The 18906-nt window shown below is 71.9% G+C and carries 16 protein-coding genes and 1 tRNA gene; 5 read left to right on the top strand and 12 right to left on the bottom strand.

Annotated elements, in window-relative coordinates; genetic code table 11:
* Window positions 1-51: 51 nt before the first annotated feature.
* On the bottom strand, window positions 52-687 hold the full coding sequence (locus EEJ42_RS47795) for an ANTAR domain-containing response regulator (RefSeq protein WP_123108415.1): 636 nt from the start codon (window positions 685-687) through the stop codon (window positions 52-54).
* A 99-nt stretch (window positions 688-786) separates the two neighbouring features.
* Here EEJ42_RS47795 and EEJ42_RS47790 point away from each other — a divergent pair.
* Window positions 787-862: transfer RNA gene (locus EEJ42_RS47790), tRNA-Leu, on the top strand.
* A gap of 110 nt (window positions 863-972) precedes the next feature.
* The gene (locus EEJ42_RS47785; RefSeq protein ID WP_123108414.1) at window positions 973-1731 is read left to right on the top strand and encodes a helix-turn-helix domain-containing protein; all 759 of its coding nucleotides are present in this window, start codon (window positions 973-975) and stop codon (window positions 1729-1731) included.
* Window positions 1732-1758: 27 nt separating this feature from the next.
* Here EEJ42_RS47785 and pyk read toward each other — a convergent pair whose 3' ends face one another.
* Both pyk and EEJ42_RS47775 read right to left on the bottom strand, forming a co-directional pair.
* On the bottom strand, window positions 1759-3189 hold the full coding sequence (gene pyk / locus EEJ42_RS47780; RefSeq protein ID WP_123108413.1) for a pyruvate kinase: 1431 nt from the start codon (window positions 3187-3189) through the stop codon (window positions 1759-1761).
* Between the two features lie 158 nt (window positions 3190-3347).
* A complete protein-coding gene (locus EEJ42_RS47775) occupies window positions 3348-4037 on the bottom strand; it encodes an SIMPL domain-containing protein (protein ID WP_123108412.1) in 690 nt (229 codons plus the stop codon).
* 195 nt (window positions 4038-4232) lie between these two features.
* Between EEJ42_RS47775 and EEJ42_RS47770 the strand changes: the two genes are divergently transcribed.
* Window positions 4233-6032: a bifunctional metallophosphatase/5'-nucleotidase gene (locus EEJ42_RS47770; RefSeq protein WP_123108411.1), complete on the top strand. Its 1800-nt coding sequence runs from the start codon at window positions 4233-4235 to the stop codon at window positions 6030-6032.
* A 9-nt stretch (window positions 6033-6041) separates the two neighbouring features.
* Here the strand turns inward: EEJ42_RS47770 and EEJ42_RS47765 are convergent, their stop codons facing one another.
* The 5 genes from EEJ42_RS47765 to EEJ42_RS47745 form a co-directional block, all read right to left on the bottom strand.
* A complete protein-coding gene (locus EEJ42_RS47765) occupies window positions 6042-7544 on the bottom strand; it encodes a lysine N(6)-hydroxylase/L-ornithine N(5)-oxygenase family protein (RefSeq protein ID WP_123108410.1) in 1503 nt (500 codons plus the stop codon).
* Window positions 7541-8935, bottom strand: coding sequence for a pyridoxal phosphate-dependent decarboxylase family protein (locus EEJ42_RS47760; protein ID WP_123108409.1), 1395 nt, complete (start codon window positions 8933-8935; stop codon window positions 7541-7543). Before EEJ42_RS47760 ends, EEJ42_RS47765 begins: the two co-directional genes overlap by 4 nt.
* Window positions 8936-9058: 123 nt before the next feature.
* Window positions 9059-11614: an aminopeptidase N gene (gene pepN, locus EEJ42_RS47755; RefSeq protein WP_123108408.1), complete on the bottom strand. Its 2556-nt coding sequence runs from the start codon at window positions 11612-11614 to the stop codon at window positions 9059-9061.
* Between the two features lie 144 nt (window positions 11615-11758).
* Entirely contained in the window at window positions 11759-12118 is a 360-nt protein-coding gene (locus tag EEJ42_RS47750; protein WP_123108407.1) for a chorismate mutase, read from the bottom strand.
* 306 nt (window positions 12119-12424) lie between these two features.
* The gene (locus tag EEJ42_RS47745) at window positions 12425-13222 is read right to left on the bottom strand and encodes a S1 family peptidase (RefSeq protein WP_123108406.1); all 798 of its coding nucleotides are present in this window, start codon (window positions 13220-13222) and stop codon (window positions 12425-12427) included.
* 277 nt (window positions 13223-13499) lie between these two features.
* Here EEJ42_RS47745 and EEJ42_RS47740 point away from each other — a divergent pair, with 277 nt between their 5' ends.
* Window positions 13500-14339 carry a hypothetical protein gene (locus EEJ42_RS47740; RefSeq protein WP_184503620.1) on the top strand — a complete coding sequence of 280 codons (840 nt, stop codon included), beginning with the start codon at window positions 13500-13502 and terminating at the stop codon, window positions 14337-14339.
* Window positions 14340-14398: 59 nt separating this feature from the next.
* Window positions 14399-14878, top strand: a complete 480-nt coding sequence (locus tag EEJ42_RS47735) for a PPOX class F420-dependent oxidoreductase (RefSeq protein WP_123108405.1) — start codon at window positions 14399-14401, stop codon at window positions 14876-14878.
* A gap of 4 nt (window positions 14879-14882) precedes the next feature.
* Here the strand turns inward: EEJ42_RS47735 and EEJ42_RS47730 are convergent, their stop codons facing one another.
* From EEJ42_RS47730 to EEJ42_RS47715, 4 genes are read right to left on the bottom strand one after another with little or no spacing between them, the layout of a single operon-like run.
* Window positions 14883-16352: a glycosyltransferase family 39 protein gene (locus EEJ42_RS47730; protein ID WP_123108404.1), complete on the bottom strand. Its 1470-nt coding sequence runs from the start codon at window positions 16350-16352 to the stop codon at window positions 14883-14885.
* A complete protein-coding gene (locus EEJ42_RS47725) occupies window positions 16349-17365 on the bottom strand; it encodes an ABC-2 transporter permease (protein ID WP_246097962.1) in 1017 nt (338 codons plus the stop codon). Before EEJ42_RS47725 ends, EEJ42_RS47730 begins: the two co-directional genes overlap by 4 nt.
* A gap of 59 nt (window positions 17366-17424) precedes the next feature.
* The gene (locus EEJ42_RS47720; RefSeq protein ID WP_123108403.1) at window positions 17425-18369 is read right to left on the bottom strand and encodes an ATP-binding cassette domain-containing protein; all 945 of its coding nucleotides are present in this window, start codon (window positions 18367-18369) and stop codon (window positions 17425-17427) included.
* Window positions 18366-18827, bottom strand: coding sequence for a GntR family transcriptional regulator (locus EEJ42_RS47715; protein ID WP_123108402.1), 462 nt, complete (start codon window positions 18825-18827; stop codon window positions 18366-18368). The genes EEJ42_RS47720 and EEJ42_RS47715 overlap by 4 nt, the downstream gene beginning before the upstream one ends.
* Between the last annotated feature and the right edge of the window lie 79 nt (window positions 18828-18906).

Below are 18906 nucleotides of genomic sequence, written 5' to 3'. Positions count from 1 at the left end.
GTGATCGGGGAGGCCCGCTCGGGCCTCCCCGATCACCGCGTCAGCCCCTGATCACTGCTCCTTGGCCTTCTTCTCCGCCGCGTCCTCGATGACCGCCTCGGCCACCTGCTGCATCGACAGCCGCCGGTCCATCGAGGTCTTCTGGATCCAGCGGAACGCGGCCGGTTCCGTCAGCCCGTACTCCGTCTGCAATACGCTCTTGGCCCGGTCCACCAGCTTGCGGGTCTCCAGCCGCAGGGAGAGGTCGGCGACCTCCTGCTCCAGCGTCTTCAGCTCGGTGAAGCGGGAGACGGCCATCTCGATGGCGGGCACCACGTCGCTCTTGCTGAACGGCTTCACGAGGTACGCCATCGCCCCGGCGTCCCGGGCCCGATCGACCAGTTCGCGCTGCGAGAACGCGGTCAGCATGAGGACGGGCGCGATGCGGTCGCCCGCGATGCGCTCGGCGGCGGAAATCCCGTCGAGGACGGGCATCTTCACATCGAGGATGACGAGGTCGGGCCGGTGTTCCCGAGCGAGCGCGACGGCCGTCTCACCGTCTCCCGCCTCGCCGACGACGGAGTACCCCTCTTCTTCGAGCATCTCCTTGAGGTCGAGGCGGATGAGGGCCTCGTCCTCGGCGATGACGACGCGGGTTGTCTGCGGCGGGACGTGCGACTGCGCGTCGGGGGCGTCAGCGGTGCTCACTGTGCTCCTCGGTTTCCTCTACAGGTGGGGGCACCACGAGCCTACCGAGCTGCGGTAAGGTAGACGCGCAGCGGGTCGCCGATGACCTTCGATCCGTTGGCCCCGGTAGCCCAATTTGGCAGCAGGCAATGGATTCAAAACCCATACAGTGTCGGTTCGAGTCCGACCCGGGGCACTTTTCCTTCGATTCCAAGGTCACTGGGGAATCAGGAGCTTTCACTCGATGAAGTGAACGCCTTTTCGAACGAGTAACAGGCGGGCGTTCTCCGGCCCAAGCTCGTAGTCGTGTACGACGTCGAAACGCGAAAACGTGCCCTGGCTCTCGTGCAACAGGGCCGCAGCGTGAACTCCGTGAGCAAGCAAACGGGGATATCCCGGTGGGCAATCCGCAATTGGCAGACCCGACTGGAGCCCGTCGCCCGTACTGCTGATTGCACGCGATGTGCCCCGGAGCCCCGAGCCCCGGCGGACACCGCCGCATACACGTATCTACTGGGCCTCTACCTCGGCGACGGCTGCGTCAGCCCTCTGCGAAAGGGCCTGTTTTTCCTGCGCATCGCTTGTGCGGATGCCTGGCCAGGCCTCATCGACGCCTGTGCGGGGGCGATGCGCGCCGTGCATCCCCGAAACAGCGTCTGCCGCGTCCAGCGGCAGGGGTACGTCATGGTGACCGGCTACAGCAAGCACTGGCCGTGTCTGTTCCCCCAACATGGGCCGGGCAAGAAGCATGAGCGGCCGATCGTCCTGGTGACGTGGCAACGGGAGATCGTTGCTACCCACCCCTGGGAGCTCGTCCGAGGGCTGGTGCACTCCGACGGTTGCCGGATCACCAACTGGACTACGAAGATCGTCGCCGGTGCGCGCAAGCGCTATGAGTACCCGAGGTACTTCTTCACCAACCGGTCCGACGACATCCGGAAGATGTACACCGACACGCTCGACCGGCTCGGGGTCGCCTGGCGGCAGACCAACGCGTGGAACATCTCCGTCGCCCGCCGCGACTCCGTCGCGCTCATGGACGCGCACGTCGGGCCGAAGTACTGACCGCGGTACTTCGGCCCAAAAAAGCGGCTAGCGGAGGTCGTCGGCGCCGATGTGGTGGACGCGGACCAGGTTGGTGGAGCCGGAGACTCCGGGCGGGGAGCCCGCGGTGATGACGACGAGGTCGCCCCGGCGGCAGCGGCCCAGCCGCAGGAGTTCCTCGTCGACCTGGCGGACCATCTCGTCCGTGGAGTCGACCGTCGGGCCGAGGAAGGTTTCGACGCCCCAGGTGAGGTTGAGCTGGGAGCGGGTGTTGGGGTCCGGGGTGAAGGCCAGCAGGGGGATCGGGGAGCGGTAGCGGGAGAGGCGGCGGACGGTGTCGCCGGACTGGGTGAAGGCGACCAGGAACTTGGCGCCGAGGAAGTCGCCCATTTCGGCCGCCGCGCGGGCGACCGCGCCGCCCTGGGTGCGGGGCTTGTTGCGCTCGGTGAGCGGGGGGAGGCCCTTGGCGAGGATGTCTTCCTCGGCGGCGGTGACGATGCGACCCATGGTCCGGACCGTGGCGATCGGGTACTTGCCGACGCTGGTCTCGCCGGAGAGCATCACCGCGTCCGTGCCGTCGATGACGGCGTTGGCGACGTCGGAGGCCTCCGCGCGGGTGGGGCGGGAGTTGTCGATCATCGAGTCGAGCATCTGGGTCGCGACGATCACCGGCTTGGCGTTCCGCTTCGCCAGCTTGATTGCGCGCTTCTGGACGATCGGCACCTGCTCCAGCGGCATCTCGACGCCGAGGTCGCCGCGGGCGACCATGATGCCGTCGAAGGCGTCGACGATCTTCTCCAGGTTCTCGACCGCCTGCGGCTTCTCGATCTTGGCGATGACCGGGAGCCGGCAGTCCTCTTCCTGCATCACCCGGTGCACGTCCACGACGTCGTCCCCGTTGCGGACGAAGGACAGGGCGATGACGTCGGCCCCGGTGCGCAGCGCCCAGCGCAGGTCCTCGATGTCCTTCCTGGAGAGGGCGGGGACGGAGACGGCCACGCCGGGCAGGTTGAGGCCCTTGTGGTCGGAGATCATCCCGCCTTCGATGACGATCGTGTGCACCCGCGGCCCGTCGACGTCGACGACCTCGAGGGTGACGCGGCCGTCGTCGACGAGGATGCGCTCGCCCTTGTTGACGTCGGCGGCCAGCCCCTCGTAGGTGGTGCCGCAGCGGAAGCGGTCGCCTTCGATCGGCTCGACGGTGATGGTGAACTCGTCTCCGCGTTCAAGGAGTACGGGCCCCTCGCGGAAGCGGCCGAGCCGAATCTTCGGACCTTGAAGGTCGGCGAGGATACCGACGCTGCGGCCGGTTTCCAGCGAGGCCTTGCGGACTCGCCGATAACGCTCCTCGTGCTCGGCATAGGTGCCGTGGCTGAGGTTGAAGCGGGCCACGTCCATTCCGGCTTCGACGAGCGCCTTGATCTGCTCGTACGAGTCGGTGGCGGGTCCCAAAGTACAGACGATTTTTGCTCGGCGCATGCTGCCGAGCCTATGACTTACTCACGGGTAAAGAACCGGAAAGCAGCCACTCCCCCATGGCCTTTGCATGGCGGGTTATCGACAACTAATGAAACGTGCATAGGGGTGCTCCGATGAGCGATTCGGGGCGGCTACACAGGCCGCCGTACCGGGTCGTTTCACAGCTCCGGGCGGGTGATCGTAAAGCGCGCCGTGACGTGCGCGTATACGGTCTGGCGTTCGGGTTCCAGATCGAGCGCGGCCGCGTCCCCCGCGCCGGAGCGGGCGGAGCGGTGACGCGGGGCCGCCACCGCCACCGGCATCGGCGGGGCCGCCTCCCCCTCCGCGCCCAGGTCGGCCAACTCGACCAGGGCGACGAGCCCGGCGCCCAGCGCCCCCGCGTACTCGCGGGCGCGCTGCACGGCCTCCCGCACCGCCTGCTGCCGGGCCCGGCCGTGGACGGGTGAGTCGGGGCGCAGCCCCCACCAGGGGCCGTCGACCCGGGTCAGTTCGAGGTCGGCGAGGCGGGTGGTGAGTTCGCCGAGGGCGGTGAAGTCGGTGACGGTCACGGCGAGGTGCACCCTGCCGTAGTAGGCCCGTACCCGCTCCTGGCGGCCCCTGACCAGCTCCGGGTTGATAGCGAAGGCGCCGGTCTCCAGCTTCTCGATCGCCTCGCCGTAGGACTTCACCAGGTCCAGCGCGCGCTGGTTGCGGCGGGTGAGGTCGTCCAGCGCGGCGCGCCGGTCGGCGCCGCGCGCGCTGACGGTGACGGAGAGGCGGGCGATCTCGGGGTCGACCTCCAGCGTTGCCTCGCCGAGCACCGCGACGCGCGGGGTGTCGGGGGTGCCGTACGGGACGTGCCGGTCCATGGGGGTGGCTCCCTCGGTCGGGGCTCGCGGACGTGGCTTGATCCTGCCCTGTGCCGGGCGGGACAGCCGGGCCGGACAGCCGGGCGCTCGGCGTGCTCTGATCGCAACCTGTCGGGGGTGTTGCGGACGGGTGCGGCTACGCCAGAATCTACGCGCGTTGTGCCCATTTCGCAGGTATCCCAGGGGAGTTCAGCCATGCCGCTCAACCGTCGGACGTTTCTGGGCCGCACCGCGGCCACCAGCGCGGGGGTCGCGCTCGCCTCGGCCGCGGCCACCGCTCCGGCGGACGCACACGGCCATGGCCACGGACGCCGTGAGCGGTACGAGTTCACCGTCATGGGCACCACCGATCTGCACGGCAACGTCTTCAACTGGGACTACTTCACGGACGCCGAGTTCGACGACGCGGCGCACAACGACGTCGGCCTCGCGAAGATCTCGACCCTGGTCGAGCAGGTCCGCACGGAGAAGGGGCGGCGCAACACGCTGCTGATCGACGCGGGCGACACCATCCAGGGCACCCAGCTGTCGTACTACTACGCCAAGGTCGACCCGATCACCGGCAAGGGCGGCCCGGTGCACCCGATGGCGCAGGCGATGAACCTCATCGGCTACGACGCGGCGGCGCTCGGCAACCATGAGTTCAACTACGGCATCCCGGTGCTGCGGAAGTTCGAGGAGCAGTGCGACTTTCCGCTGCTGGGCGCGAACGCGCTGGACGCCACGTCGCTGCGGCCCGCGTTCCCGCCGTACTGGATGACCCGGCTGCGCACGCCCTGCGGCCGCGGCGTGAAGGTGGCGGTGCTGGGGCTGACGAACCCGGGGATCGCGATCTGGGACAAGGCCCATGTGCAGGGGAAGATGACGTTCCCGGGGCTGGAGGAGCAGGCGGCGAAGTGGGTGCCGCGGCTGCGTTCGATGGGCGCGGACGTGGTGCTCGTCTCGGCGCATTCGGGCACCAGCGGGACGTCCAGCTACGGCGATCAGCTGCCGTACGTGGAGAACGCGGCGGCGCTGGTGGCCGAGCGGGTGGCGGGCATCGACGCGATCCTGGTCGGCCATGCGCATGTGGAGGTGGCCGAGCGCCGGGTGGTGAACAAGGAGACGGGCCGGGAGGTCGTGCTGTCCGAACCACTGAAGTGGGGTCAGCGGCTGACGCGCTTCGACATCGCACTGGAGTGGGCGCGGGGCCGCTGGCAGGTGGAGTCGGTGTCGGCGAGGGTGCTGAACTCGGCCTCGGTGGCGGAGGATCCACGGATCGTGGAGCTGCTCGGCGATGAGCACAAGAAGGTCGTCGGATACGTCAACCAGGTCATCGGCACCTCCACGGCGGCGATGACGGCCACGGAGGCGCCGTACAAGGACGCGCCGATCATCGACTTCATCAACCAGGTGCAGACGGAGACGGTGAAGGCGGCGCTGGCGGGCACGGCGCACGCGGAGCTGCCGGTGCTGTCGCAGGCGTCGTGCTTCTCGCGCACGGCGCGGATCCCGGCCGGGGAGGTCACGATCCGGCAGGTGGCGGGGTTGTATCCGTTCGAGAACACCCTGGAGGCACGGGTGCTGACGGGCGCCCAGGTCAAGGACTACCTGGAGTTCTCGGCGCGGTACTACGTACGGACCCCGGCGGGCGGTGACGTGGATCCGTCGAAGCTGACCAACGCCGACGACACCCCCGACTACAACTACGACGCGGTGAGCGGTCTGACGTACGAGATCGACATCGCGAAGCCGGTGGGTTCGCGGATCGCCGCGCTGCGCTTCGACGGCAAGCCGGTCGAGGACGCGGCGCGGTTCGTGCTGGCGGTGAACAACTACCGGGCGAGCGGCGGGGGCAACTTCCCGCATGTGGCCGCCGCCCAGCAGGTGTGGGCCAACTCGGAGGAGATCCGTAACACGATCATCGCGTGGGTGAAGGCGAAGGGGACGATCGACGGGGCCGGGTTCGCGTCGGTGGACTGGAAGCTGACGCGCGACGGCACGCCGGTGTTCTGACGGGGCGGCTCAGGTCCGGGTGGGGGTCCGGCCGGTGCGCTGGTCGGGGAGGTGCATGCGTCCGCTGCCCCGGGCGACCGGCGACGACGGGGCGGCGGGCCGCTGCGGGGCGGCGTCGCCCGGCCGGGAGGGCTGGAGTCCGAAGGTGGTGAAGGCGGTGCGGGACGGCAGGGGGTGGACGGGTTCGGAGCTGAGCGAGTTGAGGATGACGGCGGAGCGCCAGGCGGCCAGCCCGAGGTCGGGGGTGCCGACGCCGTGGGTGTGCCGCTCGGCGTTCTGGACGTGCACGGAGCCCTTGATGAGGGGGTCGAGGACCAGCCGGTGCTGGGCGTCGACGCGGGGCCGCTCCGAGGAGTCGCGCCGGATGTACGGGTCGAGGGCGGCGAGCAGGGTGTCGACGCGGCGCTCGCGGTAGCCGGTGGCGAGGACGACGGCCTCGGTGGTGTGGCGGGTGCGGGTGCCCTGCTGGACGTGCTCCAGGTGGAGTTCGAGCCGGGCGGCGGCGATGCGGCCCGCGGTGCGGACGGTGACGCCGGGGGTGAGGACGGCGCCCGGCCAGCCGCCGCCGTGCTGGGCGCGGCGGTACAGCTCGTGGTGGATGGCGGTGATGGTCTCCTGGGCGATGCCCTTGTAGAGCTGCCACTGTCCGGGGAGGAGCTGGTCGCGGACGGCCTCGGGGAGGGCGTGGAAGTAGCGGGTGTAGTCGGGGCTGAACTGCTCCAGGCCGAGCTTGCTGTACTCCATGGGCGCGAAGGAGGGCGTACGCGCGAGCCAGTGCAGCCCCTCGGCGCCGAGCGGCCGGTGGCGCAGCAGGTCGAGGAAGACCTCGGCGCCGGACTGGCCGGAGCCGACGACGGTGACGTGGCCGGTGTTCAGCAGCCGTTCGCGGTGTTCCAGGTAGTCGGCGGAGTGGAGGACGGGGACGTTGGGGGCGTCGGCGAGGGGGCGCAGGGTTTCCGGGACGTGGGGTTCGGTGCCGACGCCCAGGACGAGGTGGCGGGCGTGGGCGCGGCCGGGGGACACGGCCTCGCCGTCGGGGCCGAGCCTGCTGAAGTCGATTTCGAACAGCTCGTGGTCGTGGTCCCAGCGGACGGCGTCGATCCGGTGGCCGAAGTGGAGGCCGGGGAGCTGTTCGCTGACCCAGCGGCAGTAGGCGTCGTATTCGGTGCGCTCGATGTGGAAGCGCTCGGCGACGTAGAAGGGGAAGAGCCGTTCGCGGGCCTTGAGGTAGCTGAGGAAGCTCCAGGGGCTGGCGGGGTCGGCGAGGGTGACGAGGTCGGCGAGGAAGGGGACCTGGACGGTGGCGCCGTCGATGAGGAGCCCGGGGTGCCAGTGGAAGGCGGGTCGCTGTTCGTAGAAGGCGGTGCGCAGGGTGGGGACGCCGTGGGCGAGGGCGGCGAGGGAGAGGTTGAACGGGCCGATGCCGATACCCGCGAGGTCCAGGGGCTCGTCCGGGGTGGTGGGGTCGGGTTCGGGGGCGAACGGCGGGGTGGGGGGTTGTGCGGTGCTCATGGGGTGGTCGTGCCTTCCACGAGGTCGAGCAGCCCGCGCAGATCGCCGGGCTGGATGTGCGGGTTGAGGAGGGTGGCCTTGAGCCACAGCCCCTCGGGGGTGGCGGCGCGGCCGAGGACGGCGGTGCCGCGGTGCAGGAGGCCGCGGCGCAGCGCGGCGACGGCGCCCGGTCCGGCTCCCTTGGGGCGGAAGAGGACGGTCGAGAGGGTGGGGCGGGCGTACAGCTCCAGGGCGGGGCGGGCCTGGACGAGGTCGGCGAGGGCGTGTGCGTGGGCGCAGACCTGGTCGACGAGGTCGCCGAGGCCGTGGCGGCCGAGGGCGCGCAGGGTGACGGCGATCTTGAGGATGTCGGCGCGGCGGGTGGTGCGGAGGGAGCGGCCGAGCAGGTCGGGGAGCCCGGCGTCGGTGTCGTCGTGGGCGTTGAGGTAGTCGGCGCGGTGGCCGAGGAGGGCGAGGGCGGTGGTGTCGGGTACGGCGAGCAGACCGGCGGCGGCCGGTTGCCAGCCGAGCTTGTGGAGGTCGAGGGCGACGGTGTGGGCGCGGTCGAGTCCGTCGAGCCGCTTGTTCAGGGTGTCGCTGAACAGGAGCGGCCCGCCGTAGGCGGCGTCGATGTGGAGGGTCGCCCCGTGGCCGTCGCAGAGGTCGGCGAGGTGCGGGAGGGGGTCGATGGCCCCGGTGTCGGTGGTGCCCGCGGTGGCGACGAGCAGGGTGGGGCGCGGTAGCTGTGCGGTGAGGGCGTCGTGGACGCGGGCCGGGTCGAGGACGCCGGTGGGGGTGGGGAGGGTGTGCGGCGGGCGCAGGCCGAGCAGCCAGGCGGCGCGGTGGACGCTGTGGTGGGCGTTGGCGCCGCAGACGATACGGAGGGGCGCGCCCTGGGCGGCTTCGCGGGCGAGCAGCAGGGCGAGCTGGTTGGATTCGGTGCCGCCGGTGGTGACGAGGGCGTCGGGCGCGGGGCCGTGCGGGTACACCAGCTCGGCGAGGGCGCGGCAGGTCAGCGCCTCCAACTCGGCAGCGGCGGGGGCCTGGTCCCAGGAGTCGAGGGACGGGTTGAGCGCGGAGACGGCGAGGTCGGCGGCGGCCGCGACGGCGAGCGGTGGGCAGTGCAGATGGGCGGCGCAGTGCGGGTCGGCCGGGTCGGCGGCACCCGCGGTGAGGGCGGTCACGAGGGTGCGCAGCGCGGGGTGCGGCCCTTCCCCGTGGTCGGGGAGGGAGGGCCGCGCCGCGCCGTGCGTCCGGTGGGCCACGGCGCCGGGTCCTCCGGCGGGGATCGGCCCGCCGCGGTCGGCGGCGCCGTGGGTGAGGGCGTCGAGGACGGTGTCGAGCATCGGGCGAAGCGCGCCTGGTCCCTCGCTCCCCCCGGCGAGGAGGCGGGCGGTGCCGGAAGCGGGCATGGGCCTCAAGCTACTTGGCCCGCAAGCGGATCGGCCGGGCTCGGCCCGAAGTGCACCCGTACGTGGTACGGGTGCACAGTGCGGGTTGATCGGCCGGGGGGATGCGCCCGAAACCCGCGAGACCTAGTCCGCGGGTTCGTTCCGCACCCGCAGGGCGCGCCGCAGGTCGTCGAGCTGGTCTTCGAGGCGGCGGCGCAGGGCGGGGAGGAGGTCGGGGGCGCTGAGGCACTCCTCGCCGAGCCGCAGGGTCGTCGCGTCCACCGTCGTCGGGAAGCCGGAGCGGGCGAGGGCATCGGCGATGGCGGGGCCGCGGCGGGCGGCGGTGGCGGCGGCGTCGGTGAAGAAGCGCGGGACGTACTCGGTGAGCAGGTCGTGGTGTTCGGGCTGCCAGAAGCCGGTGGCGGTCGCGGTGACGAGGTAGTTGGACAGTTCCGGGTGCGCGTCGGTCTCGCCGAACAGGGCGTCCCAGGCGGCCCGTTTGGCCTCCGGGTCGGGGAGCGCGGCGCGGCAGCGAGCGGCGCCCTCCTGGCCGGTGGCGCTGGAGTCGCGGGCGAGTTCGGCGTCGATGTCGGCGGGGCCCGCGGCGCCGAGGACGGCGAGCCGTCCGAGGATCTGCCAGCGCAGTTCGGGGTCGAGGGCGGGGCCGCCGGGGACGGTGTCGCCGTCGAGCCAGTCGGTCAGCTCGGCGGGGGCGGTGGCGCTGGCGATGTAGGTGCGTACGGCGGACAGCCGCAGCCCGGGCCCGGAGCCGTCCTCGGTGCGGCGCAGCAGGTCGCGGCAGGTGGCGGCGAGGGTGTTGAGGGCGGCGGGCCGCTGGTCGGCGGGGACGTAGCGGTCGGCGATCTGGGTGCGGGCGAACGCGAGGACGCCCTGCACGATCGCTATGTCGGTCTCGTGCGGGAGGTGGGTGCGGGCGGCGTCGAGGTAGTCGGCGGCCGGGAGGTCGCCGTCGCGCACCATGTCGCGGGCGGCGTTCCAGAGGGTGGCGCGGCTGACGGTGTCGGGGAGGCCGGAGAGGGAGCGTACGGCGGCCTTCCAGGAGCCGGGGTCGAGGCGGATCTTGGTGTAGGTCAGGTCGCCGTCGTTGAGGAGGAGCAGGTCGGGGCGGGGGCCGGTGAAGGAGAGGCGGGCGGCGGGGTCGGCGCCGTTCAGTTCGGCCTCGATGCGCTTGCGCAGTACGAGTTGGTGGGGGGCGGCGGGTTCGTGGTCGTAGAGGCCGATGGCGATGCGGTGGGGGCGGCGGCGGGCCGGTTCGGGGGCTCCCTCGTGGTGGATCTCCAGGTGCCAGTGACCGCCGTCCGTGGTGATGGCGGGGGTGAGGGTGTCCACTCCGGTGGTGCGCAGCCAGGCGTCGGCCCAGGCGTGGACGTCGCGGTCGGTGGAGCGGGCGAGGGAGTCGAGGAAGTCGGCGAGGGTGGCGTTGCCGAAGCGGTGCCGGGTGAAGTGCTCGTTGATCCCGGCGAGGAAGTCCTTCTCGCCGAGCCAGGTGACGAGCTGGCGCAGCGCGGAGGCGCCCTTGGCGTAGGAGATGCCGTCGAAGTTGAGGCGGGCGGCGGCGGTGTCGGGGACGAGTTCGGGGGCGGGGGCGACGGGGTGGGTGGAGGGGCGCTGGTCGGCGTCGTAGCCCCAGGTCTTGCGGCGGATGCCGAAGTCGGCCCAGGTGTCGGTGTGGCGGGTGGCTTCGGTGAGGATCTGGAAGCCCATGTACTCGGCGAAGGACTCGTTGAGCCAGATGTCGTCCCACCACCGCATGGTGACGAGGTCGCCGAACCACATGTGGGCCATCTCGTGGGCGATGACCATGGCGCGGGTCTGGCGCTCGGCGTCGGTGACGGCGGAGCGGAAGACGAATTCGTCGCGGAAGGTGACGAGGCCGGGGTTCTCCATGGCGCCGGAGTTGAACTCGGGGACGAACGCCTGGTCGTAGGAGTCGAAGGGGTACGGCTCGTCGAAGATTTCGTGGTAGCGGTCGAAGCAGCGTCGGGTGATGTCGAAGAGTTCGTCGGCGTCGGCTTCGAGGTGGGGCGCGAGTGAGCGGCGGACGTGCAGTCCGAAGGGCAGTCCGGCGTGCTCGGTGTGCACGGAGTGGTACGGGCCCGCGGCCAGCGCGACCAGGTACGTGCTGATGGGCGGGGTGGGGGCGAGCCGCCAGCGGCCGTCCGCGGGGTCGCCGTCGCGGGTGGCGATGCCGTTGCCGAGGACGGTCCACCGGGGCGGGGCGGTGACGCGGACGTCGAAGACGGCCTTGAGGTCGGGCTGGTCGAAGGCGGTGAAGACGTCGTTGGCGTCGGACATGCAGCACATGGTGTAGAGGTACGTCTCACCGTCGGCGGGGTCGGTGAAGCGGTGCATGCCCTCGCCGGTGTGCGAGTAGGTCATGTCCGTCTCGACGCGCAGCTCGTGCTCGCCCTCGGCGAGGCCGGTGAGCGGGATCCTGCCGTCGGCGATGACCTGGGCGGGGTCGAGCGCGAGGTCGTGTCCGTCGAGCACCGCCCGGTGCAGGGCGGCGGGACTCAGCTCCACGAAGGTGTCCGCGCCGTCCTCGCGGGCGCTGAAGCGGATGGTCGTGGTGGAGCCGAAGTGTTCGTCGCCGCGGGTGAGGTCGAGGTCGATCGTGTAGCGGTGGACCTCGATGAGGCGGGCTCGGATCTGCGCTTCCTCGCGCGTCAGTACGGACATGGGGACATGCTGCCCTACCCGCGGTAGGCGGCACACGGGAGTTCGGAGTCTGCCGGGCGCGGGCGTACGTGGGGGCGCACCACCGGTGTGCGCCCGTGCTGTACGCCCGTGCCGTACGCCAGGTGGGCGGGGCCGCGGTGGGGCTCAGGAGCGCGCGATCGTCTCGTGATGCCGGATGACCTCGGCGATGATGAAGTTGAGCAGCTTCTCGGCGAAAGCGGGATCGAGTTTGGCGCTTTCCGCCAGTTCGCGGAGCCGGGTGATCTGGCGGGCCTCACGGGCGGGGTCGGCCGGGGGGAGCTTGTGGGCGGCCTTGAGGTGACCGACCTGCTGGGTGCACTTGAAGCGCTCGGCGAGCATGTGGACCACGGCCGCGTCGATGTTGTCGATGCTCTCGCGCAGCCGGGCCAGCTCCGCGCGTACGGCGTCGTCGGCCTCGTGGGTCGTGCTGGTCGGGTCCGGCTGGCCGGGGCGGTCGGCGGGGTCGGTCTCGCGGTGCGTCATGGCCCCCGACCCTATGCCAGCGGGGTCGGGCCCTCGGCTCCGGGACCGCCCCGCCCCCGGTGGGGGGTTGTGAAGGGGACGGAGCGGCTCCCGGGGAGGTCTGCCCCCGGTAGCAGCGCCTCCACCGTGGAGGAGCCGGAAACGCGCGACGGGGTTCCCTTCGGCGCGGGGATTTTCCGCCCTGGCCGGACCCCGGACGTGCCCGGCCGCACCCCCGACGTGCCCGGCCGGACCCCGGACGTGACGCGGACCCGGCGCGCACTGCCGCGCCGGGTCCGTTCCGTACCGTGGTGTGGGTGCCGGGGGTCAGCCGCCGAGCTGGGCCGCCGCGGTCTTGATGTTCTGGGCGAAGGTGCTCACCTCGGTGTAGACACCGGGCTTGCCGGGACGGGCGCAGCCCTCGCCCCAGCTGACGATGCCGACCTGGATCCACTGCCCGGCGTCGTCCTTGCGGAACATCGGGCCGCCGGAGTCGCCCTGGCAGGTGTCGACGCCGCCGGTGGACATCTTGCCCGCGCAGATCTCCTCACCGGCGACGAGTTCGCTGTACGCCGACTTGCAGGTGGCGTCGTCGACGAACGGCACGGTGGCCTTGAGCAGGTAGCGCTGCTGGCTGCCGCCTTCGGTGGCGGCGCCCCACCCGGCGACGGTGAAGTCGCCCTTGTTGTACGCCGTGGTCTCGGCGATCTTCAGGGTGGGCTGGTTGATGGGCTGGGCGAGCTTGATGAGGGCCCAGTCCTTGCCGGTGCCGTTGTAGCCGGGGGCCTGGAGCACCCGGGTGGACTTGACCTTGGTGGCGCTGGAGCTCTGGAGGTCGACGACGCCCGCGGTGGCGGTGATGGAGGTGTTGGCGCCGCTGCCGTTCACACAGTGGGCGGCGGTGAGCACGAGGGTCGGGGAGTAGAGCGCGCCGCCACAGCCCATGGAGAGGCGGACCATGAAGGGGAATTCACCCTGGGCGGCGCGGGTGCCGCCGACGACGGAGGGGCCGGGCTCGGGGCCGGTGGGCTGGGCTGTCGCGGTGCCCGGCATGAGGCTGAATGCGGCGAGGGCGACCGCGCCGAGGGCCGCGGATCTCTTCAGGTGCTTCAGTGCGTTTCGCAACGGAAGTCCTTTCGTGGGGGGTTGCGCAAAAATGTCAGGCCCACGTCAAATGACAAGGCCTGCGAATGCCCTGCGATTATGTGAAGTCCGCGAACAGCCTGGCAAGGGTTGCTTTCCGGCCAATCCGATGCCCCGTCAGCTACGCACCCGCACCCTCACCTGCCGCACCGCCGCCCCGGCCCCGCGCGGCCTCCGCGCCACCGCACCCGGCCGCCCGTACAGTGGGCACGTGGCGGCACCGGGCAGCGACATCGAACACGGCTATCCGCACCTGGACATGGTCCGGGCCTCGCTCACCGCGCTCTACCGGCGGCTGTCGCGCGACACGGTGGACACCTTCGGGCTCAGCGTGGTCCCGGGCGACGTGGCCTTCTCCGACCAGGACGACCTGCACCTGGGCGTCCAGCGGGTGGCCCGGGTGATGGTGCAGCACATGCGGCTGCCGGACGCCCGGATGATCGTGAGCTTCCGCGAGATGCGGCACGCGGGGAACGTGGAGCTGGCCGCCGGGCCGGAGTACTTCATCGAGCTGAACTCGCGCTTCAAGACCCACCGCCGCGACATCGGGGCGGCCCTCGCCCACGAGGTCACCCATGTGTATCTGCACCGGCTCGATCTGGCCTTCCCCGGCACCCGCGACAACGAGATCCTCACCGACACCACCGCCGCCTACCTCGGCACCGGCTGGCTGCTGCTCGACGCGTACCGCCAGGACGCGGTCACCAGCCAGAAGCTGGGCTATCTGACGCCGGAGGAGTTCGGCTACGTCCTCGCCAAGCGGGCCCGGCTCTTCGACGAGGACCCGTCCCCCTGGTTCACCAGCCCGCAGGCGTACGAGGCGTACGCCAAAGGCCGGGAACTGGCCGAGCGCGACGAACGACAGCCGCCGCTCGCCGCGGCCGGATGGACCGGCCGCCGCCGGTACGCCAAGGACCGCCGTTCGGCGCAATCCGGTCACCCCTCCCCCACCGGGGGCGACTACGTCTTCGAGGGCGGCCCGCCGCTCAGCGTCTCTTTCCCCTGTCCTACGTGCCGCCAGCGCATCCGGCTCCCGGTGCGCGGCAGGCTGCGGGCGCGCTGCGGACTGTGCCGCACGGTCCTGGAGTGCGACACCTGACAGGGCCCTGAGGGGACGGGGCGACGTTCGAGCGCACTCCACGTCGTACCCTCGCGTGCATGAGCCCCTCCATCGCCACCAACACCCGTGTCGCCCTGGACGAGCTGCTGGAGTTCGTCCGCCCGCGGCACCGCGCCATCCTGATGACCCGCCGGTCCGACGGTTCCCCGCAGGCGTCCCCGCTGACCTGCGGCGTCGACGACTCGGGCCGTATCGTCATGTCCACCTACCCCGAACGCGCCAAGGTCCGCAACGCCAAGCGCGACGCGGCTGTCAGCCTGATCGTGCTGTCCGACGAGTGGAACGGACCGTGGGTGCAGATCGACGGCACCGCCGAGGTGATCGACACCCCCGACTCGGTCGAACCGCTGGTCGAGTACTACCGCAACATCGCCGGTGAGCACCCGGACTGGGACGAGTACCGCTCGGCCATGCGCAAGCAGGGCAAGTCGCTGATCCGGGTCACCCCCGAGCGCTGGGGCCCGATCGCCACCGGCGGCTTCCCCGCCCGGCTGGTGGAGGACACCCCCGAGGGGTGAGCGGTCAGCAGCGCCCGGGGCGCGCGTAGAGCACGATGCGCATGCCGGTGACGTCCCTGACGGCGCATCGCTGGAAGTACCGCACGAGCACCTCGCGCTTCACCCGCTCCTGCGGGGTGTCGTCCACCGGCTGCCCGGGCGGGTCGTTCACCGTGGCGATCCGCCCCGCCGTCAGCATCCGGGCGCGGACGGCGGGCGCGGGCAGCTCGATGCCGTGCAGGGTGCCCGAGGGGATCGCGGGCCGGGCCAGGGCCAGTTCCCGTAACCCCCGGAAGTCCCCCGGGCTGGACATGATCGGCTCGCGGCGGCGGGCGGGCAGGAAGAGCACCCCGTCGCCGGGCCGGGTGAGCTCCCGTACGGCACGGGCGGCCGCGAGCGGGTCGTCGAGCCTGCTCTGCGGGGTGCGCAGCTGCACCGAGTACGGCAGCAGGGCGGCCACGGACAGCACCGCCAGTCCCCCGGCCACCGCCCGCCGGGCGCGCGCCAGCCGTTCGAGCGCCGCACCCAGCAGCAGCGCGAGGCCGACGTGCGCGTACAGCACATAGCGGTCGACGTAGAGCGGATGGACGTACGACGCCGCGAGCAGCGTCGCTGGGGGCACCAGGAGCAGCGGCAGCGCGAGCGCGCGCAGCGGCAGCGGCCCCCGGGAGGGCAGCCGCGCCCGGGCGCAGCCGAGCCCGATCAACGCGAGCACACCGAAGCCGAGCAGTTCCGGCGGGCCGGGGCGGGAGATCCAGCCGACCAGCGCGGCCTGCTGCTGGCTGACGATCACCAGCGGTGACAGGACGACGGCCACCACGGCGGCCGCACGACCCCACGCCCAGCCGAGCGCCGCGGGCACCCGGGCCCGGTGGAGCGCGACCCCGTGGGCGAGGACGGCCAGGACCGCGAACTCGTGCAGCAGACAGGCCAGCGTCGCGACCGCCGCGTACGCCGTCCAAGTCCGCTTGCGGGGCCGGGCCACCGCGCTCAACAGCAGATGGGTAGCCGCGATGACGGCGGCGCAGACCAGTGCGTACGAGCGGCCCTCCTGCGCGTACCGCTGCGCCGCCGGGGCGAGCGGGAAGACCAGCCCGGCGGCGAGCCCGGCCCGGGGACCGGCCAGCCGGTGCCCGAGCAGCCCCACCCCGGCGGCCGCGGCCGCCATCGCCAGCACCGACGGCAGCCGCAGCGCGAGCAACCCACCGTCCCAGAGGGCGAACACGGCGTGCATGAGCAGGTAGTAGACGCCGTGTGCGACATCAGCGTTGCCGAGCAGCCGGACGATCTCGGGCAGGTCGCGGTGGGCGATCTGATACGTCGTCGACTCGTCCCGCCACATGCTGTTCCCGCGGCGAATCCCCCACAGCCCGAGTGCGAGCGCCAGCGCGGCCGGGGCCAGGGCGACCGTGACCGGGCGGGTCCGACGGGCGGTGGGTAAGGCGGTCCGGGAGCGCGCGGCGGCGGGCGCGGTGAGCGTACGGACCTGGGTCACGCGGGCCGCCGCCGGATCCACCAGGCGCAGAAGGCGGCGAGGGCGAGGGCCGCGGCGAGGCAGATCCCGGTCTCGATCCACTGGAGGGGCCAGAAGTGGCTCGCGGGGTGGAACTCTTCGTAGCCTCGCTTGGTCGCTCCGAGCCGGGCGAGGCAGCGGTTCCAGGCGGCCCAATCGTCCATCGAGCAGCGGTCCCAGGGGATCTTCTGGCCCGTGCGAGTCAGGTAGCCGTTGTCCATGCCGCGCCAGGAGGTGTAGAAGACGTGCTGCGGGATGGCGCCGAAGTCGCCGTCGGCGTCCGAGACCATGGTCCGCGTGGGCATCAGATACGGCCGCAGCGCGCTCAGCCCGTAGAGCACGCCGACCGTGGCGGCCAGGGTCGCCGCCATGGCGGGCAGGGTCCGCCGGATCACCAGCCCGAGCGCCGCGCCGATCAGAAAGCAGAGGACCGTGAGGGAGACCAGCGCGGGACCGGACGCGTCGAACGGCACGCTCGTCCCCCAGGCCACATCGGTGACGGTGATGGCACGGGCGGTCCGCCACCACCAGGTGTAGAGGGCGGCCAGGACCGCGGTGCCGACGACGAGGGCGGTGGCGGGGAGGGCGAGGCGGGCGGCGAGCCAGCGGGGCCGGGAGACGGACTGGGTCCACACCAGCCGGTACGTACCGCTCTCCAGCTCCCGCGCGATCAGCGGCGCGCCGACGAAGATTCCGGCCACCACAGGAAGCGCGAGGAGCAGCCATCCGGTGTTGAGCAGTCGGGGCCGGTAGACGTCGTAGACGTGGAAGTACGCGTCGGCCAGCGGGCCCGAGCCCCGCACGGAGGCGGATATCCGCTTGCCGCGGCAGTACGTCCGCCAGTCCGCGCAGCCGTCGATGCCGTGATCGCGCAAATAGCCGACCATCTCGACGCGCTGCCACACGATGTATCCGGCGAGGGCCACGACCAGCGCGGCGAAGGTCCACAGGAAGGCGCGCTGCTGCCGCCGGACCAGCCATATCACTCCGGTCACTCCGGTCGCTCCTTCGGTCCGGGCGGTGCGCGCGGTCACAGGATCGGTCACGGTCTCGGTCACGGCGCCACATCCGGGGAGGAGGCGCGGGCGGCCGCGGTGATCAGCGGCGGGGCGTCGGGCGAGCGCAGATAGCCGAGGAGGATGTCCTCCAGGGATGGTTCGCGGACGATCCAGCCGTCCCCGACCGGGGTGGTCGCGGGCCGGACCAGGGCGGTGAGCTGACGGCCCGTCGTACGCCGTTCGACCACCGTGTGGCCGCCCGCCCCCGGGTCGAGGCCGTCGCGGGCGCCGGTGATCAGGCGGTGGGCGGACTGGATGGCGTCGCTCTCGCCCGCCAGCCGGATCCGGCCGTCGCCGATGAGCAGCAGATGGTCGCTGACGCCATCGAGTTCGGCGAGCACATGGGTGGAGATGACAACGGTGGTGCCGTGTTCGGCGGCCTCGGCCATCAGGGTGCCCATCATGCGGCGGCGGCGCAGCGGGTCCTGGTCGGACATCGGCTCGTCGAGCAGCAGCAGTTCGGCCCGTTTGCCGAGGGCGAGGGCCAGGGCCACGCAGGTGCGCTGGCCGCCGGAGAGCGAGCCGACGCGGGCGGGCAGCGGGACGTCGGCCTCGGCCACGACCCGTTCGGCGGCCCGCTGGTCCCAGCGGGGGTTGAGTTCGCGGCCCAGGCGCAGGGTGTCGGCGACGGTGAACCGCGGGTACAGCGGCTTCTCCTGGGCGACGAAGGCGATGCGGGCGCGCGCCTCGGGCGCCGAGGGGGCATGGCCGAAGATCCGGAGGGTGCCGGTGGTGGGGGCCAGCAGGTCGGCGGCGAGGGACAACAGGGTGCTCTTGCCGGAGCCGTTGGGTCCGACGAGGGCGCAGACGCGCCCGGCGGGCAGCCGGAAGGCGACGTCTCTCAAGGCCCAGCCGCGCCGGTACTTCTTGCCCAGCCCGGTCGCCTCCAGAGCGGCGCCGGACGCCTCGATGTCGTCGGTCTCGCCATGGTCGTCGGTCACCCGTTCTCCCCGTTCGTGCTCTCAACTGTGGCGGCCCCGGCCGTGCTCTCGCCGGTGGTGGTCCCGGCCGTGCCTCCGTCGCGGAACCGCTCGTCGAGCACCGAGGTGACGAGCGCGGCGGCGTCCTCGCGGTCGAGCCCGGCGGCGCGGGCCCGGTCCGCCCATGCGGCCAGCTCGGCGCGCAGGGGCGAGTCGGCGGCGGCCTCCGGCCGGGCCAGGGAGCGGCGTACGAAGGTGCCGAGACCCGGTCGCGGCTCGACCAGCCCTTCGCGCTCCAGCTCGCGGTAGGCCTTCAGGACGGTGTTGGGGTTGACGGCGGTGGCCGTGACGACCGCCTTGGCGGTGGGCAGCCGGTCGCCGGGCTGGAGCAGACCGAGCCGCAGCGCCTGTTTGGTCTGCTGGACGATCTGGAGATAGGTGGCGACGCCGCTGCGCCGGTCGATGTGGTACTCGACCATCCCCTCACCACCCTTTCACTAATCAGTTAGTGGAATGATGGTGCGGCGGGCCCAGGAGAATGTCAACCGGGCACACGCC

Origin of the sequence: Streptomyces botrytidirepellens (assembly GCF_003721215.1) — a bacterium.
In the GTDB taxonomy this organism is placed as follows: Bacteria; Actinomycetota; Actinomycetes; order Streptomycetales; family Streptomycetaceae; genus Streptomyces; species Streptomyces himastatinicus.
Note: the sequence above shows the minus strand (reverse complement) of the source record. Positions and strands in the feature narration are given on the sequence as shown.

Coding starts and splice junctions, on each gene's coding strand:
- pyk (WP_123108413.1), bottom strand. CDS start 3,189: ATGCGCCGAGCAAAAATCGTCTGTACTTTGGGACCCGCCACCGACTCG.
- EEJ42_RS47775 (WP_123108412.1), bottom strand. CDS start 4,037: ATGGACCGGCACGTCCCGTACGGCACCCCCGACACCCCGCGCGTCGCG.
- EEJ42_RS47770 (WP_123108411.1), top strand. CDS start 4,233: ATGCCGCTCAACCGTCGGACGTTTCTGGGCCGCACCGCGGCCACCAGC.
- EEJ42_RS47765 (WP_123108410.1), bottom strand. CDS start 7,544: ATGAGCACCGCACAACCCCCCACCCCGCCGTTCGCCCCCGAACCCGAC.
- EEJ42_RS47760 (WP_123108409.1), bottom strand. CDS start 8,935: ATGCCCGCTTCCGGCACCGCCCGCCTCCTCGCCGGGGGGAGCGAGGGA.
- pepN (WP_123108408.1), bottom strand. CDS start 11,614: ATGTCCGTACTGACGCGCGAGGAAGCGCAGATCCGAGCCCGCCTCATC.
- EEJ42_RS47750 (WP_123108407.1), bottom strand. CDS start 12,118: ATGACGCACCGCGAGACCGACCCCGCCGACCGCCCCGGCCAGCCGGAC.
- EEJ42_RS47740 (WP_184503620.1), top strand. CDS start 13,500: ATGGTCCGGGCCTCGCTCACCGCGCTCTACCGGCGGCTGTCGCGCGAC.
- EEJ42_RS47735 (WP_123108405.1), top strand. CDS start 14,399: ATGAGCCCCTCCATCGCCACCAACACCCGTGTCGCCCTGGACGAGCTG.
- EEJ42_RS47715 (WP_123108402.1), bottom strand. CDS start 18,827: ATGGTCGAGTACCACATCGACCGGCGCAGCGGCGTCGCCACCTATCTC.